This is a genomic window from Mycobacterium sp. TY815 (assembly GCF_030755135.1).
Classification (GTDB): Bacteria; Actinomycetota; Actinomycetes; order Mycobacteriales; family Mycobacteriaceae; genus Mycobacterium.
On record NZ_JAUFRX010000001.1, the window covers coordinates 866,039 to 882,332 of the forward strand.

Below are 16,294 nucleotides of genomic sequence, written 5' to 3' on the forward strand. Positions count from 1 at the left end.
AATGCTATAACTGCTGCTGTATTTGGTAGTGGCGTACGCATGCCTGGTATGCCTGATTGCTACTGGCGTTAGTAGCAAGCGTCTGTATCGGACAATTGTCTGGATGCCAGCTCGCCGTGTAGGTCGGTGGCGCGCCCAACGACGTTCCCTCGTCTACTTCTCTCCGATAGTAGCCACCCGCTACATCGGCTTGGCTCCCTACTAGGTACCAAGTGCGGTCCTTCTTCGCCTGATCTACCGTTCTGGGCACCCGTGGATCACCATCAGGGGCTACTTCATGGGTGTCCTTGTGCAGCCATCCTTCCCGGCTCCACTTAAGCTTGGCCGCCGCAAGTGGTGGCGTGGGAGCGCCGATGCGGCGAGTTGGTGCGAGGCGGGAATCGACGGTACTTACTGCGGAAGTTGGTGGCAGTGAGGTCGGCATGGTGGGCTGCAAGTTGTCATGTGATGGCGGCGAGAGTCTCAGTGCGGCGCGCGCAGCGCGGGCCAGCGCTTTGGTGTTGCCATAACGACTGGCCGGATCTTTGGACATTCCGGCTGCAACCACCGCGTCGAGTGGTGGGGGAACCCCGGGTTGTAGCGCCGACGGCCTAGGAGGGGGCACAGTGAGGTGCCCGATGATCTGTTGTTCGAGACTGTCGCCCGGAAAGGGGCGTCGGCCGGTAAGTGCTTCATGAAGCACGCACGCAAGGGCGTAAACGTCTGACCGAGCATCCGCCGTTCCTGTATTGAGCCTCTCGGGAGCCATGTACGCCCAGGTTCCTATGGTTGTTCCAGTACTGGTCAGGGCCGTTTCTTCGGCAGTCTGAGCGATGCCGAAATCGATCAAATAGGCGAAATCGTCATCGGTAACCAGAATGTTGGAGGGTTTGACATCCCGGTGCACGAGCCCAATTTCGTGCGCAGCATGCAGGGCCGAGGCGATCTGCTCAGTGATGTGAACCGCACGCTCGGCCGGCAACGCCCCGTCCTTTAGAAGCATTTGCAGATCACGACCACGGATCAGCCGCATGGTCACATATAGGCGGCCTTCGACCTCACCGAAGTCGTGGATTGGAACCACGTGTGGTTCATCGATGCCCGCGGCTGCCCGCGCCTCCCTACGAAATCGTTCCCGGTAGGTCTTATCTTCTGCCAAACTCGCCGGCAGCAACTTGATGGCGACCGACCGGTTCATCTGGGGGTCAAGGGCCCGCCAAACCTCGCCCATACCGCCGCGACCTAGCAACTCGACAAGGCGATAACGCCCGAATGGCGTACCCTCCATATCGCTCACCATACCCAACGTGATCACTGGCTTGAGCATGCCGAACTACGACGTGGCCGGCGCTCTGACCGGCAGAATCGTGTCAGGTTCAAAGGCGTTACACCTCAACGGATTTGCGGAAGAAAGTTGCAACAGAAGGGTTGCGCCCTGGCGAGCGGCAGGTGCGGAACGTCGCGGGCCAACAGGTGGACTTATGCCGTGCAACCCAGTAAGTCCACGGCCAATAACAGATAATTTTCCTCGTTCTAACTCAATCCCTCTGTCCTAGCGTATAAGTAATTGGTGATGTACATTTTGAATCCGGACTAGATTTCAGGGAGAGTCCAGATTATGACCGACACAACGGAGATCAGCGAGCAGCTGGTCCGTGACTTCCTCGGATCCTGGGAGTTGCGCAACCTCGACACCATCTGCAGCGGTTTCGCCCAAGACGCCGTCTACCACAATGTGCCGGTCCAGCCGATCGAGGGCATCGACGGAATCCGCGCCGCTTTCCAAGGATTCCTGGACGCGTTCTCGGCTGCCAAACTGGACATCGTGTCGCTGGCGTCCGCGCCGGGCCTGGTGCTCGCCGAACGCATCGATTACTTCACCATGAACGACGGTCGCAAAGTCGTACTGCCGGTCACCGGCGTTTTCGAAGTGAAAGGCGGCAAGATCACCCGCTTCAGCGACTACTTCGACCTGGCGGACTTCGAGTCTCAGAGCGGCCTGCGGCTCTAGGCGATACTTCTCTGGCAGGATTGAAGTCCCGCGGCGCAGAAAGGGGTTCGGCTTGATGGAGACCGCCGTCCAGCCCGTGCGCCGCCGACCCAAAGACCGTAAGCAGCAGATCCTCGACCAGGCTGTCCGCCTGTTCATCGACCGTGGTTTCCATTCGGTCAAGCTGGAGGACATCGCGGAGGCTGCCGGCGTCACCGCCCGCGCGCTGTACCGGCATTACGACAACAAGCAGGCCCTGCTCGCCGAGGCGATCCGGACAGGACAGGATCAGTACCAGAGTGCGCGCCGGCTCAGCGATGGTGAGTCAGAGCCCGAGCCCCGGCCGCTGGGCATCGACCTGCCAGATCTGATTGCCGCGGCCGTGGCTTCCCGGGTGCTGACGGTGCTGTGGCAGCGAGAGGCGCGGTATCTGAACGAAGATGACCGCGCTCAGGTGCGCCGGCGAATCAACGCGATCGTCGCCGGCATGCGCGAAAGCGTCCTGCTGGAGGTACCCGGACTGAGCCCGCGGCATTCCGAGCTGCGGGCTTGGGCGGTGTCCAGCACCCTGACGAGCCTGGGCCGGCACAATCTGACACTGCCCGCCGAGGACCTCAGAACCCTGCTCTATGACGCCTGTATGGCTGCGGCGCGGACACCTCCGGTCGCCGGGCTGCAACCGCTCGAGGCCGACACCGTTGTGGACGTGTTGTTCTCGCGTTATGAAACGCTGCTGGCCACCGGCGCGCGGCTGTTTCGCGCGCAGGGATATCCCGCGGTCAGCACCAGCGAGATCGCCAAGGGCGCCGGTATCGCCGGCCCGGGACTGTACCGTTCCTTCTCCTCGAAGCAGGCGATCCTCGACGCGCTGATCCGCCGCCTCGACGAGTGGCGCAGCCTGGAGGCCATCCGCGCGTTGCGCGCGGAATCGGAAGCGGCGCACCGTCTACGGCGGCTGGTGGAGGGCCATGTCCGGATCAGTCTGGACGCGCCGGATCTGGTGGCGGTCTGCGTCACAGAGTTGTCCTACGCCTCCCCCGAAGTGCGGGAGAGCTACCTGCGTAACCAGGCTGACCGTGAGTCGGTGTGGATCGATCTGATCCCCGCACCGACCGTCGTCGAGGGCCGGCTGTTGGTCGCCGCGGCAATCAGTTTTATCGAAGACGTCGCTCGCACATGGCATCTCACCCGCTATTCCGGGGTTGCCGATGAGATCACCGCGATCGCACTGTCCATCCTGACCAGCCGGTCCTGAGCTTCACCACAGCGCGGCGACGGTTCCGCCGTCGGCGATCTGGGTGGTTCCGGTGATCATCGACGCGTCGTCGGAGAGCAGGAAGGCCACGATGCTGGCCATCTCCTCGGGTGCTGCCATCCGGCCCTGCAGTCGGCCGATCATGCTGCGGGCACCGCCCTCGCCGAGTGCTTCGTCGAACATCGTCATCGCTGTCTGCTGCATCGGAGTATCGACGAAGGCGGGCAACAGCGCATTGGCGCGGATGTTGGACGAACGCAACTCGGCGGCCGTGATCCGGCTCAGATGGCTGATCGCGGCCTTGGACATGCCATACGCGCCGGACCCGCCCACCGCGATATGTCCGGCCAGCGACGACATGTTCACGATCGCTCCGCCTCCGCGCTTGATCATCTGTGGCGCTGCGTGTTTCGTGCAGAGCCAGGCCCCACGCAAATTGATCCCGATGACGCGGTCGAAGTCCTGGACCGAGGTGTCGATGAGCGAAGCGAAATGAACGACACCGGCATTGGCGACGAGCTTGTCCACACCGCCGAACAACGTGACGCACGCCTGGACCATGGCGATAACCTGCTCTTCATCGCTGACGTCGGCTTGATGACCGACGGCACCATGACCGATTTTCGTCGCGGCGGTTTCGGCTGCCGCGGCGTCGATGTCCGCGCAGAGCACCTGACAGCCCTCGCTGGCAAGCCGTTGCGCCACCGCCAGGCCAATGCCTGCGCCCGCCCCGGTGACGATCGCCGCTTTGCCGGCCAGGTCTTTATGCGTCATGTGCTTCTTTTTGCCTCATGTCTTCTTTGTGCCTTACTTCGGTTCTCAGCCGGCCGCTGCCCACGGTTGGGCATCCACGCCGTGCTCACGGATCGCCCCGAACAGCACCAGCCCAAATCCTGGCATGTCCTCGGCGAGTTTGAGGGCATATACCCCGAGGTCGCGCAGCATCCAGGCGACGGTTTCCGCGGTGGGGTCAGCGGATTCGTCACGTGCGAACAGGCCACAGGCGCGCGGCGGTCCGGCCGGGCGCAGGTACAGTACGACCCCGCTGCCCTGTGCCGACATTCTGTTGAGTGCACTGGTGAGTTCACCACTGCATCGACAAGCTTTGGAGCCGAACACATCGCCGGTCAGGCACTCGACGTGCACGTGCAACGGCACCGGCACGCCCGCATCCGCGGCACCGATGATCACCGCGAGATGCTCGCCTCCGTCATGGACGCCCCGGAAGCCGAGCACCCGGGAATCCCCGGCCCAGGTCGGCAATACGGCTTCGGCACGCCGCACCACCTGAGGTTCGGTCCGCCGCCGGTAGGCCACCAGTTCGGAGATGGAGACCACCGCGAGCCCGTATTCGAGTGCGAACTCGACCAACTCGCCACCACGGGCGACCTGCACGGGGTCGCGGCGGGAGACGATCTCACAGAAGCCGGCCGCAGGCCTCCGGCCGGCCAGCCGCGCCAGGTCGGCGGCGGCCTCGGCGGCGCCGCGCCGTCGCAGCACCCCGTCTGCGTTGGCCTGCACCGGAACGACGTGGCCCGGGCGTTGCAGATCCGAGCCGACGGTAGCAGCACAGCCCAGTGCCGCAATGGTTTTCGCCCGGTCTGCCGCAGAGATGCCGGTGCCCGTTCCACGTACGTCGACCGATACGCAGTCCGGACTGTCGCCATGACACATCGGCGGCAGCTGCAGTCGCTCACACTCGTTGCCCGGCAACGCTACTCGGACATAGCCCGAGGTGTGGCGGACCGCGAAGTGCAGCAGGCTCGACGTGGCTGCTTCGGCGGCGAATGCCAGAAAACCGTCACCGTCGGTGCCGTCGGTGAGCACGACGGGTTGTCCGGCCGCGATCGCGGTGATCGCACGCCGCACTCGCACGTCGGTGGTCTTCATGTGCTTTCTCCCCCAGCAGTTGCAAGTCGGTGAAATCGGCTGCCGTGGAAGACCAGCGGCGGGGTGCCGGGATCGGCGCACAGCGAACGGATTTCGAGCAAGGCGATGAGGTGGTCGCCGGCCGGGATCTCGTCGCGCAGGCAACAGTCGAGCCGGGCCGCGGATCCGTGGACCACCACCGCCCCGCTGGGCAACTCGATCCACGGCACTCCGGTGAACCGGTCTCCGGTCTTGCGGGACAGGCTGATACATGCGTCGTCGTGTCCCTCGGCCAGCACACTGACGCCCAGGAATGGCCGCTCCCGTAGCCGCGGCCACGTCGTCGAACTTCGCTGAATGCAGACCGATACCAGCGGGGGCTCAAGAGATACCGCCGTGAAAGTACTGGCGGCCATGCCGACCGGGACCCCGTTCTCGGCAGCGCAGAGCGCGACCACCCCGGACGGGAAACAACCGAAGGCCCGGCGCAGCGCGGTGCCGTCGAGACGATCGGCCGTCAGCTCGACCATGACTAGCGGACTCCGTCAAGGAAGTTCAGCAGCAACCGGTTGGTTTCCTCGGGTGCTTCCTGCTGAATCCAGTGACCGACATCGGCGACCATGTGGGTGCCGCGGAAGTCCGACATGACCTCGTCCGCCCGCTCCACGGCCTCGGCTCCCCAGGTGGTGCCGACGTCGTACTGTCCGCCGATGAACAGAGCCGGTGGCGTGAGCGGTTTGCCTTCCTGGTCTGCGAGGTCGTGCCAGTCGTTGTCGATGTTGTGGTAGAAGCTCAACGGCCCGCCGAAGCCGGAGCGCTCGAACTCCGCTGCATAGAAGTCGAGGTCGGTGTCGGTGAACCAGGACGGCATGGTTTCGGGATAGACGAACGCGTCTTTGAGTTTCGCGCCATCGGCCATGCAGAGCGGGCCCGCACGGATCACGTCGATCGGGTCCATGGCGGCCAGATCCACGCCGGCATCGACGGCGGCCTTGGTCGCCGCGATCATCCCGTCACCGGAGACCGTGTAGGTCAGGCCGAGGAGCCAGGACCGGACGTCTTCTTCGATTTCGGCGATGACGCCGTCCTGTGCGGAGAAGTAATCCTGGTACCAGACCCGCCCTTCGCCGGCCAGTTCCAGGTGGTAGTCGTTGGGACGGTGTTCGCCGAAAGGACTGCCCGGCAGCCCGATCACGCCGCGCCCGGCAAAGGGAACGCTGATGCCGACCACACCGGCGCACCGCTGTGGATGCAGCCAGGCGAAGGTCCAGGCAACCGGTGCGCCCCAGTCGTGCCCGACGACGAATGCGGTGTCCGCGCCGTAGGCGTCAACGACGCCGACGATGTCGCCGACGAGTTCGTGAATGCGGTAGGCGGAGTTCAGGAAGTACTTCGACGAACGTCCGTAGCCGCGTTGATCGATGGCAACCACCCGGTAACCGGCGGCGGCCAGAGCAGGAATCTGGTGGCGCCATGAGTACCACGACTCTGGAAAGCCGTGAATCAGCACCACCAGCGGCGCCCCGGCATCCTGGGGGCCGGCCTCCACCGCGTGGATCCGGGTGCCCCGGCAATTCAAGATCCGATGCAGCATGCTCACGTCTCCCTTAATGTCCGTCACCTGCGGCCGCGCCAACCAACTCGTGGGCGGGCTGAGTTGGTATCGAACGGTTTTCGTAGTTTCGGGCGATCAGGGTCTTCTCCCCCGAGAGCCTGGTGCGAACCCACTTGCCGATGACGCGTCCGGCGATGCCCGGTTTCATCAGTGCCAGTGGTGGCTTGACCAGGTGGACCACGGCAAGGAACTCGCGGTAGGCGTCGAGGTCGTCGTGCACCAGCTCCAGCAGGCGGTCCATGTACCAGGTCAGCACGCCGAAGTAGAACGGGCGCTTCTTGTCCACGTCCTTCATCCAGTCGAACCGCAGGTTCTGTTCGCGGATCACGAACCAGGCGGTGTCGGCCATCTTGGCGATCGACCGGTAGTAGCGGCGAGGCAGGTCCCGATGCCCTGGTCCGTACTTGGCCAGCAGCAGCTGCATCTCCCTGACTTCCTTGAGCGCCAAGCTCATTCCCAGGCCCGACACTGGGTCAGCGCTGGTGTAGGCGTCACCGACGGCCACCAGGGCGCGCGGCAGATTGCGCTTCTTCTCGTAGTGCAGCCGCAGCATGTTCGGGTAGCGGAAGTTGTAGATCGGTGAGGCCGGTTCCAGACCGTCGATGTTCTCCCCCACTACCGGCGACGGCATGATATCGGCGAATTCGCGGAACTCCTTGGCGGTCCGCGGTGGCGAATAGCAGTTGTAGGCCACCAGCGAGGTGGACAACAGCGTGCGGCTGCTGTCGATGTAATACTGCGCCGCGTACGTGTCCTCGAACGGACGATACGCGTAACAGATCACCATGACCTTGTCCTGCCACTGCCGCTCGGGTGGAACGTGGTGCTGCATCGTGGAGTAGAAGCAATTGATGATGTCCTGCTCGACTTCGGGGGCGCCGATTCCGATGCGGTCCAGGAATTCCGGCACCCGAGTGTTCTTGCCGGATGCGTCGACGACGAACTCCGCTGGGATCACCTCGGATTCAGAGCCGACGGCGACGCCGATGACGGCATTGTTCTCACGGTCGAACACCAGGTCGGTGACCTCGGATTCGTAACGGAAGTCGACGCGCGGTTCGTCGTCCAGCCGGCGCCGTACGCACCATTCCAGCAGTGGCCTGCCGGCGCAGACGATTTCGATGTCACTCGTGCCGGGCTTCTTCCACGAGCCGCCCAGCCGGATCCGGTACTGGGCTGCCATGTCGACCTTGAACGCGCCCTCGCGGACCATGTCGTCGACGATGCCGGGAAAGAATCGCTCCAGCTCGATCTGCCCGGCGGTGAGCAGGTGATGCAGATGCCAGCCCTGCGCGGCACCCGGTCTGCCTTCGCGGCGGCGGTGTGGGTCGTCCTTCTCCAGCACGATGACGCGTTCGAAGGTTTCGCTGCACACCTTTGCCGCCGCGATGCCGGCGATGCTGCCGCCGATCACGACCGCGGTGCCGCGGCCGCGCCGGCGTACCTCACCGATGTCCACGGCTGCGTAGTCCAGGCGCGACGGGGCGCGCCGGCGGGCGGCGCCACTGGGAACGAACTTCTCGTAGTAGAGACCGACGCGCTGGAAACCGTTGTCGTCCAGCCATCTTCGAGTAGCCTCAATCATCGCTGCCGGACCGCACAGATAGACGTCGGCATCGCCGCCGGCCAGCATCCGTTCGTCGAGCAGGTCGGTCACCATCCCGGTTCGCCCGTCCCAGCCGGCGTCCGAGTTCGTGACGATGACGTGCACCTCGAGGGCGGCGACGCGACGCCGCAACTCGGTGAGTTCGTCGAGCTTGCACAGATCATCGGCCGCAGTGACCCCGTAGAGCAGATAGACCGGTTGGGTGGTGTCCGGCGACAGACTGCCTGCCATAGCCAGGATCGCCGACAGACCCGTGCCCCCGGCGACAAGAATCACCGGTCGCGCGACCGGACGCAGGTAGAAGCTGCCCTTGCTGCAACGCATGGCGATTCGGTCGCCGGGCTTGGCGCGATCACGGAGATAGTTCGACATGACGCCGTCGGGCAGCAACCGGATGATGAACTCCAGTTCAGAGCGGCCGTCGGGATGGGCGTACGAGTAGTTCCGCCAGGTGTCGGTGCCGGGCACCTGTAGCTGTGCGAACTGGCCGGCCTTATAGCGCACCGGCGTGCCCAGCCCGGAGACGTCAACTGTCAGGATGGCAGTGCTGGACGACACCAGCTCGACGCCGGTCACCACACCGTCGCCGGCGACCAGGTGCGCGGCGTTGTCGTCGGCCGGGTACTGCAGCTCGATGCGGCAGTCCGAGGTGGCAAATGTCTGGCACGTCAATATCTTTCGTGCCGCACGCTCCACGTCGGACAGGCCCTCGGTGCGCCCCATCTCGTACTGCCCCGAGGGGCAACTGGCCACGCAGGTGCCGCAGATGCCGCTCTGGCATTCGTTGACGATGGCAACACCGTGTTCTTCGGCGGCATCCAGTATCGACTGGTCCGCCCGCACGGGCATTGTCCTGGCTGTTCCGTCCGCGTAATTGACGGTGACTTGGCGAATCGACGTTGGAATCGACATTGCGGTGCCCTTCCTAGAGTGCGCTAGACGACCAAGGCCACCGGTTTCCTGGCGATGCGGGCGTTGAGTCTCGGCATGACCTCTTCCGCCAGGAGGCGAAGTGACTCTTTCCACGGCCCCGGGTCGTCCCGGTAGTCGAACCCGAGCACCAACAGGTGGCCGAACCCGCCGACCTGGTCGTAGGTGGCTTCGAGTTTGTCCACGACGGTCTCCACCGAGCCGACCACAAAGGTGTTCTCGGCCAGGTATTCCGCGGTCACGTCGTCGTCGGCCACCGACGGGTGGTGTTTGTAGAACTTGGTCATGCCGAACATCCGGAAGGTGGGCAGCGTGTACTCGCGCATGGCCCGGCCCATGGCGCCGTCCACGGCGTAACGGAATGCCTGCTCATCGGTTTCGGCCACCAGCACCTCACGCACCAGGCGCCAGTCGCGGCGGTCCGGGGTGCGCCCACTGCGCTCGGCCCCCTCCAGCACCGCATCCCAGTGGGTGGCGACGTATTCGGTGTTTAGGTCCAAACTCATTGGCAGATAACCCCGTTCGCCTGCCAGCTTCAGCGTTTCGGAGCCGGCGCTGAAACCGGTGACCCCGATCGGCGGGTGTGGACTCTGGAACGGCTTGATGTGGCGTTTCATCAGCCCTTCGAACATCGGCGCAATCCCGTTGGCGTTCCAGTACTTTCCGCGGTGTTCCCACGGCTGGTCCTCGGTCCAGATTCGCAGCATGATCTCCAGTGCCTCGCGAGTCATTTCGCGGTGCTCGCCGTTCTTGCCGTCGACGTCATACAGGGCCCAGTCGCCGGGGATGCCGCTGGCGCCCACGCCCAACATGAAGCGGCCCTGGGCGAGATGGTCGAAATACGCCACCCGGTGCGCCAATTCGACCGGGTGGTGGTACGGCAGCAGGTGGGCACCGGGCGCGAGCTTGATGTGCTTGGTGCGCAACAGCGCCTGGGCCAGTAACAGATCGGGCGCGCAGATCGGCTCCCACGGCACGGTGAAGTGTTCACCCACCCAGGCTTCGACATACCCGAGCTGGTCGGCCAGCTCGATGATGTCGAGGTCCCACTGGGTCGCGTCGTACAGAGTGCGCTCCGGTGGGTGGGCCGGCATCAGGAAGATTCCGATCTCCATCGTTAACCCTTCTTGTCGTGTGTACCCGGGCCGGGATTCCGGCGCGCCGCGGTTGGCTCGTATCTAGGTATAACACAGTACTAGCAAGATACTTCGTTGTACACAAGATGCTTTTTGCTTGGTAATTCGCTGACCATGATGTCCAGAAATGGCGTATTGGCTATGGACATAATGCGGAACTTCCGCGTAGCCTCGCACACGTCACGCAGTCGGCAGCAAGGAGTAGCCATGAGTGTCACCGGGATCGGTCCGGTCGATCACCGGTCCAACGGGGAGCGTCCCGTCGGAGACTTCCGTTTCATCCGCTACGAGACGTGCGACGACGGGCTGATTGCGATCATCACCCTCGACCGCCCGAAGCAGCGCAACGCCCAGACCCGCGGACTGCTGGTGGAACTGGGCGCGGCGTTCGAGCTCGCGGAGGCCGACGACACGGTTCGGGTGGTGATCCTGCGCGGTGCCGGCCCTGGTTTCTCGGCCGGACACGACCTCGGCTCGTCCGACGACGTGCGCGAACGCACCGCGGGACCCGGCCAGCACCCCACTTATCGATGCAACGGCGGAACCTTCGGCGGCGTCGAGTCGCGCAACCGTCAGGAGTGGCACTACTACTTCGAAAACACCAAACGGTGGCGCAACCTGCGCAAAATCACCATCGCTCAGGTGCACGGCACCGTCCTGTCGGCGGGTCTGATGTTGGCGTGGTGCTGCGATCTCATCGTCGCGAGCGAGGACACGGTCTTCGCCGACGTGGTCGGCACCCGGTTGGGCATGTGTGGGGTCGAATACTTCGGCCATCCGTGGGAGTTCGGGCCGCGCAAGGCCAAGGAGCTGCTGCTGACCGGGGATTCGATCGGAGCCGACGAAGCGCACCGGCTCGGCATGGTCAGCAAGGTTTTCCCTGCCGATGATCTGGCGGACAGCACCATCGCGTTCGCGCGGCGGGTCGCCAAGGTGCCGACGATGGCGGCGCTGCTGATCAAGGAGTCGGTCAATCAGACCGTCGACGCCATGGGATTCACCACCGCGCTGGACGGTTGCTTCAAGATCCACCAGCTCAACCATGCGCACTGGGGTGAGGTGACGGGCGGAAAGCTTTCCTATGGAACCGTCGAGTACGGGCTCGAGGACTGGCGCGATGCGCCGGAAATCCGGGCTGCGGACAAGCGGCAACCCTGACGCGGGGCCCGGCGTGGATGTCACCTACCCGCCCGAGGCGGAGGAGTTTCGCAACCGGATTCGCGCCTTTCTCGGCGAGCACCTGCCCCCCGACTGGCGCGGGCCCGGTGCGCTGGCGGCCCGCGAGCGGGAGGCGTTCGCGCGCGAGTGGCGGCAGGAGCTTGCCCGCGCCGGATTGGTCGCGGTGTCCTGGCCCCGTGAGTACGGCGGTGGTGGCCTGTCCCCCCTCGAACAGGTGGTGCTGGCCGAGGAGTTCGCCTGCGCCGGGGCTCCCGAGCGCGCGGAGAACGACCTGCTGGGCATCGACCTGCTGGGCAACACGCTCATCGCACTGGGCACCGACGAGCAGAAGGCTCGATTTCTGCCGCGCATCCTCTCCGGTGAAGACCGCTGGTGCCAGGGTTTTTCCGAACCCGAGGCCGGGTCGGACCTGGCGGCGGTGCGAACCCGTGCCGTGCTGGATGCGGATGAATGGGTGATCAACGGACAGAAGATCTGGACATCTGCGGGGACGACAGCGAACTGGATATTTTTGTTGGCGCGCACCGACCCGCGCCTGCCCAAACATCAGGGCCTGTCGCTGTTGCTGGTTCCGATGGACCAACCCGGGGTCACAGTGCGACCGATCGTCAACGCGGCCGGCGACTCGTCCTTCAGCGAAGTCTTCCTCACCGATGTCCGCACAGCGTCGGGCAATGTGCTGGGCGGTGTCGGCAACGGCTGGCCGACCGCGATGACCCTGCTGGGTTTCGAGCGCGGATCCGCCGTCACCACGGTCGCGATCGAGTTCGGCCGCGATTTGGATCGGCTGTGCGCACTGGCCCGGCAACGCGGCGTGAACACCGAACCGCGTATCCGGGATGCGTTGGCGTGGTGCTATTCCCGCGTCCAGATCATGCGCTATCGCGGCTACCGCGGCCTCACCCAGTCGCTGCGCGGGCAGTTGCCCGGCGCCGACGCCGCGATCAGCAAGGTGATCTGGAGCGAATACTTCCGCCGTTACAACGATCTGGCCGTCGAGATTCTCGGACTCGACGCGCTGTGCCCCTCGGGTCCCGGCAACGGCGGCGCCCGGGTGGTGCCGGAGGCGGGCACGCCCAACTCCCCCTCGTGCTGGATGGACGAGCTGCTGTATTCGCGTGCCGCGACAATCTACGCCGGCAGCTCACAGATCCAGCGCAATGTGATCGGCGAGCGGCTGCTCGGGCTGCCGCGGGAGCCACGCGGGGAGGGGGTGTGCTGAATGGATTTCCAGTACAGCACCGAACACGACGACTTCCGTGCGGCGCTGCGTGCCTTCCTGGGTCATCAGGCGCCGGATCTGCGCTCGGCCGACGGCCACGACGGCGAGATGTGGCGGCGCCTGTGCGGTGAACTGGAACTGCCCGGGCTGCACGTTCCCGCAGAGTATGGCGGCGCGGGAGCCACTCTCGTCGAAACCTCGATCGCCTGCACCGAACTGGGCCGAACTCTGGCACCAGTCCCGTTCGCGGCGAATGCATTTGCGATAGAGGCGATTCTGCGATCCGGCGACGAGGAACAGCGCAAGACCGTGCTGCCCGGGCTGCTGTCCGGCGAACGGGTTGCGGCGTTTGCGGCTTTCGGCCCGGAGGTGGCGGATGCGGTAGGTGACAGCCTGCTCACCGGGCAATGCGGCCCGGTGTTGCACGGTCATGTCGCCGACCTGTTCGTCGTGCCGGCCCGCCGCGATGGCGTTGTCACTCCGCACATCGTGCGAGCCGACGCGCCGGGGGTGGTTGTCGAGCGACTGCCCTCGTTCGATCTCACCCGCCCCGTCGCACGGTTGCGACTCTCGCAAGCCCCTGCCGAATCCCTGGCTGCGGGCAACCCCGGCGACTTCGACAGGGCAGTCGACGTCGCGCGGGTTCTGCTGGCCGCCGAGATGCTCGGCGGAGCGGAAGCATGCCTCGACATGGCGGTCGACTACGCCTGCCGCCGAACGCAATTCGACCGGCCGATCGGGTCGTTTCAGGCGGTTAAACACGCCTGTGCCGAGATGATGATCGAAATCGACGCGACCCGTGCGGCGGTGATGTACGCCGCGATGAGCGCGACGGCAGGGGACGAGTTGCACATCGCCGCGCCGCTGGCCAAGGCGCAGGCCGCCGACACATTCGTACAGTGCGCCGGCTCGGCGATCCAGATTCACGGCGGCATCGCGTTCACCTGGGAGCACGACCTGCATCTCTATTTCCGCCGAGCCACCACCACAGCGGCGTTGTTGGGCAGTGGCGCGCACCACCGCGCCCTGCTCGCCGACCGCGCGGGACTCTAGCGGTGGACTCCTACGCGGCCGGCCCGGCCGACATCCCGCTAATCGAGGACACCATCGGCGCCAACCTCGAGCACACCACGCGCACCTACCCTGACATCGAGGCGCTGGTCGACGTGGCGAGCGGGCGGCGCTGGACCTATGCCGAATTCAACGCCGAGGTCGACCGACTGGCCCTGGCTCTGCTGGCCACCGGCGTCGAGCGCGGCGACCGGGTCGGCATCTGGTCCCCAAACTGCCCGGAGTGGACCGTTCTGCAGTACGCGACCGCCAAAATCGGCGCCATCCTGGTCAGCATCAACCCGGCGTATCGCAGCCACGAGTTGTCCCATGTGTTGCGTCAATCGGGCACGCGTCTGCTCGTATCGGCCGCCAGGTTCAAAACATCCGACTATCGGCGCATGCTCGGCGAAGTGCGTTCGCAGGCAGAGGATTTGACCGACGTCGTGTTCCTGGGCACCGGCGACTGGGAGCGGCTGCTAGGGCGGGCGGCCGAGACGGACGGTGCCAGACTGCGGGACAGGATGACCGGCCTGCGACCAAACGATCCGGTGAATATCCAATACACTTCCGGCACAACGGGTTCCCCGAAAGGGGTCACCTTGTCGCACCGAAACATCCTCAACAACGGGTTCTTCGTCACCGAGCAGATCGGGCTCGGACCGGCAGACCGGTTGTGCATACCCGTGCCGTTCTACCACTGCTTCGGCATGGTGATGGGCAATCTCGGCTGTACCAGCCACGGCGCCACCATGGTGATCCCGTCCCCGGGGTTCGATGCCGCGGCGACGCTGCGGGCGGTCGAACGCGAACGGTGCACCGCGTTGTACGGCGTGCCGACGATGTTCATCGCCCTGCTCAACCACCCGGACCTCGCCGGCCGGGACGTGTCGTCACTGCGCACCGGGATCATGGCCGGTGCATCCTGCCCCGTGCGGGTGATGAAGCGCTGCATCGACGAACTCCACATGCCGCAGGTGTCGATCGCCTACGGGATGACCGAAACATCACCGGTGTCCTGCCAGACCGCGGTCGATGATGACCTGGAGCGCCGTACCGAGACGGTGGGCCGGGTGCATCCCCACGTCGAGGTCAAGGTGATCGACGCGGACACCGGCCGGATCGTGCCGCGCGGACAGACCGGCGAACTGTGCACCCGCGCCTACTCGGTGATGCTGGGTTACTGGCGCGACGAGGAGCGAACCCGTGACGCTGTCGACGACGACGGCTGGATGCACACCGGCGACCTGGGCGTCATGCGGGAGGACGGCTACTGCGTGGTGACCGGGCGCAGCAAGGACATGATCATCCGTGGTGGCGAGAACCTGTCACCACGGGAGATCGAGGACTTCCTGCACACGCACCCCGACGTCGAGGACGTGCAGGTGGTCGGCGTGCCCGACGACAGGTATGGCGAAGAAGTCTGCGCATGCATCGTGATGCGTCCGGGCCGGACGGCGCTGGACGCCGCGACAGTGCGGGAGTTCTGTTCCGGGCGGATCGCGCACCAGAAGATCCCCCGTTACGTCCACATCGTCGACGCGTTCCCGATGACTGCGACGGGGAAAGTCCGCAAAGTCGACTTGCGTGTACATGCGGCCCAACTGGTGGGCTCAGGGATGGAAAATGTCAAACCCGTTGACAGTGAACGCTAGCGAATCAGCTGCACGGCAACAATTTTCGCCGCAAGGTACTTCCCGCCGCCGCGATTCAGCGCTAACCTCGCTGCCATTGCGACGTTCTGCCGGCCTTGGAGCAAGCCATGAGTGACAGAAATAGAGTACGGATCGTCCGCGCGGTGCTCGCCTTGGTGATGACCGTGACGGGAGGGATGATGCTGGCCGGCTGCCCGGTCAGTGCACAAGCGCCCCTGGCGCCGCGCGCCGCCGTATCTGTGGACTACCCGGGACGCTGAGGCTAGGTGCCGAGCGCGGCGATCGCCGCATCGTAATCGGGCTCCTGCGCGATCTCCGGCACCAGTTCGGTGTGCGCGACCTTGCCGTCGGCGCCGATCACCACGACCGCCCGGGCCAGCAGCCCGGCCATCGGACCGTCGACGATGGTGACGCCGTAGTCCTGGCCGAAGCTGTCCCGGAACGCCGACGCCACGCTGACGTTGTCGATGCCCTCGGCGCCACAGAACCGCTTCTGCGCGAACGGCAGGTCGTTGGACACGCAGACCACCGATGCACCGCTGCCCGCGACGCGCTCGTTGAAGGTACGCACGCTGGCGGCGCACACCGGTGTGTCAATGGACGGAAAGATGTTCAGCAGCACCGGCTTACCGTTGAATTGGTCGCTGCCGAAGGGGCTCAGATCATCGCCGGTCATCGTGAAGGCGGGGGCCGGAGATCCGACGGCCGGAAGCTCGCCGACGGTGTTGATCGCATTTCCGCGCAAAGTTATCTGTGCCATGGGGACAGTCTGCCAAAGGCCCTCGCCGCCACCTGCGAGTAGGTCCGA

Annotated in this window: 15 protein-coding genes; 7 read left to right on the top strand and 8 right to left on the bottom strand. The window is 65.0% G+C overall.

Translation table 11 applies throughout. From position 1 onward, the window contains the following. Nucleotides 1-4 precede the first annotated feature (4 nt). On the bottom strand, nt 5-1,306 hold the full coding sequence (locus QXK92_RS34050) for a serine/threonine-protein kinase (protein ID WP_371934492.1): 1,302 nt from the start codon (nt 1,304-1,306) through the stop codon (nt 5-7). Between the two features lie 291 nt (nt 1,307-1,597). Here QXK92_RS34050 and QXK92_RS03740 point away from each other — a divergent pair, with 291 nt between their 5' ends. Together QXK92_RS03740 and QXK92_RS03745 are read left to right on the top strand one after the other, a co-directional pair. After that, a complete protein-coding gene (locus QXK92_RS03740) occupies nt 1,598-1,990 on the top strand; it encodes a limonene-1,2-epoxide hydrolase family protein (RefSeq protein WP_306240316.1) in 393 nt (130 codons plus the stop codon). 55 nt (nt 1,991-2,045) lie between these two features. Further along, complete coding sequence (locus tag QXK92_RS03745; RefSeq protein WP_306240317.1) at nt 2,046-3,224, top strand: TetR/AcrR family transcriptional regulator; 1,179 nt, start codon at nt 2,046-2,048, stop codon at nt 3,222-3,224. A 3-nt stretch (nt 3,225-3,227) separates the two neighbouring features. Here the strand turns inward: QXK92_RS03745 and QXK92_RS03750 are convergent, their stop codons facing one another. Genes QXK92_RS03750 through QXK92_RS03775 form a run of 6 tightly spaced genes read right to left on the bottom strand, consistent with a single transcriptional unit; the run spans nt 3,228 to nt 10,359 of the window. Next, nucleotides 3,228-3,998: a glucose 1-dehydrogenase gene (locus QXK92_RS03750; RefSeq protein WP_306240318.1), complete on the bottom strand. Its 771-nt coding sequence runs from the start codon at nt 3,996-3,998 to the stop codon at nt 3,228-3,230. Between the two features lie 45 nt (nt 3,999-4,043). Next, entirely contained in the window at nt 4,044-5,114 is a 1,071-nt protein-coding gene (locus QXK92_RS03755) for a 3,4-dihydroxy-2-butanone-4-phosphate synthase (protein WP_306240319.1), read from the bottom strand. Then, nucleotides 5,111-5,623: a flavin reductase family protein gene (locus QXK92_RS03760; protein ID WP_306240320.1), complete on the bottom strand. Its 513-nt coding sequence runs from the start codon at nt 5,621-5,623 to the stop codon at nt 5,111-5,113. The genes QXK92_RS03755 and QXK92_RS03760 overlap by 4 nt, the downstream gene beginning before the upstream one ends. Before the next feature lie 2 nt (nt 5,624-5,625). After that, nucleotides 5,626-6,693 (bottom strand): alpha/beta fold hydrolase, encoded by a 1,068-nt coding sequence (locus QXK92_RS03765; RefSeq protein ID WP_306240321.1) that lies wholly within the window; start codon nt 6,691-6,693, stop codon nt 5,626-5,628. Between the two features lie 7 nt (nt 6,694-6,700). After that, nucleotides 6,701-9,226 (bottom strand): FAD-binding oxidoreductase, encoded by a 2,526-nt coding sequence (locus tag QXK92_RS03770; protein ID WP_306240322.1) that lies wholly within the window; start codon nt 9,224-9,226, stop codon nt 6,701-6,703. Nucleotides 9,227-9,249: 23 nt separating this feature from the next. Then, on the bottom strand, nt 9,250-10,359 hold the full coding sequence (locus tag QXK92_RS03775; protein WP_306240323.1) for an LLM class flavin-dependent oxidoreductase: 1,110 nt from the start codon (nt 10,357-10,359) through the stop codon (nt 9,250-9,252). Nucleotides 10,360-10,587: 228 nt separating this feature from the next. Between QXK92_RS03775 and QXK92_RS03780 the strand changes: the two genes are divergently transcribed. From QXK92_RS03780 to QXK92_RS03800, 5 genes are all read left to right on the top strand, one after another. Beyond that, nucleotides 10,588-11,538: an enoyl-CoA hydratase gene (locus tag QXK92_RS03780; RefSeq protein WP_306240324.1), complete on the top strand. Its 951-nt coding sequence runs from the start codon at nt 10,588-10,590 to the stop codon at nt 11,536-11,538. A gap of 13 nt (nt 11,539-11,551) precedes the next feature. Then, on the top strand, nt 11,552-12,781 hold the full coding sequence (locus tag QXK92_RS03785) for an acyl-CoA dehydrogenase (protein WP_306244178.1): 1,230 nt from the start codon (nt 11,552-11,554) through the stop codon (nt 12,779-12,781). After that, a complete protein-coding gene (locus QXK92_RS03790) occupies nt 12,782-13,834 on the top strand; it encodes an acyl-CoA dehydrogenase family protein (protein ID WP_306240325.1) in 1,053 nt (350 codons plus the stop codon). Nucleotides 13,835-13,836: 2 nt separating this feature from the next. Beyond that, entirely contained in the window at nt 13,837-15,486 is a 1,650-nt protein-coding gene (locus tag QXK92_RS03795) for an AMP-binding protein (protein WP_306240326.1), read from the top strand. Between the two features lie 107 nt (nt 15,487-15,593). After that, complete coding sequence (locus QXK92_RS03800) at nt 15,594-15,746, top strand: hypothetical protein (RefSeq protein WP_306240327.1); 153 nt, start codon at nt 15,594-15,596, stop codon at nt 15,744-15,746. 2 nt (nt 15,747-15,748) lie between these two features. Here QXK92_RS03800 and tpx read toward each other — a convergent pair whose 3' ends face one another. Further along, nucleotides 15,749-16,246: a thiol peroxidase gene (tpx, locus tag QXK92_RS03805; protein WP_306240328.1), complete on the bottom strand. Its 498-nt coding sequence runs from the start codon at nt 16,244-16,246 to the stop codon at nt 15,749-15,751. Between the last annotated feature and the right edge of the window lie 48 nt (nt 16,247-16,294).